Raw genomic sequence first — 574 nt, forward strand, 5'->3', positions numbered from 1 at the left:
GGAAAGCAGTATGATATTCAAGTTCAAAGATATAGGTGTAAAAATTGTGGAAAACTATCTCAAACTGAATTTCACGATGAATATGGGCCTTATTCTAATTTTTCTAAGGAAACTAAGAATAAAACAGTTAAAATAATGCGTTTAGATAGTATTTCACTTAGAAACACCTCAAAAATACACAAAATTTTCAGTAAAATTAAAATATCTCATGAATCTGTTAGATCTTCTGTTTCTGTTCATAATAAATTATATTATGTTAATGATGATGTTGAATTATCTGGTTATTATGGTTATGATGAGCAATGGGCTAAAATATCTGGAACATGGAAGTACCGTTATGTTCTCTTTGATATTATTAACAATGTGCCAATTACAGAAATATTAAATGATACTGTGGATGAAGAACTGGTTAAATCATTTATCAAAGATAATATTCCTCCTCACAAACGTAAAGGTATTGTAACTGATATGTTGAACGAATATGATGGAATAATGAATGATCTAGGTTTCGATCACCAATACTGCATTCTTCATTTTATAAGAAATGTATCTAAAAAAATAACAACACATTTAA

Annotated in this window: 1 protein-coding gene; it reads left to right on the forward strand. The window is 27.7% G+C overall.

The genetic code is table 11. The features are described 5' to 3' along the window. On the forward strand, positions 1-574 hold a 574-nt coding region (locus MBCUT_RS11195), incomplete at both ends, for a hypothetical protein (RefSeq protein WP_169805368.1).

The sequence above is a fragment of the Methanobrevibacter cuticularis genome, from assembly GCF_001639285.1.
GTDB classification, from domain to species: Archaea; Methanobacteriota; Methanobacteria; order Methanobacteriales; family Methanobacteriaceae; genus Methanobaculum; species Methanobaculum cuticulare.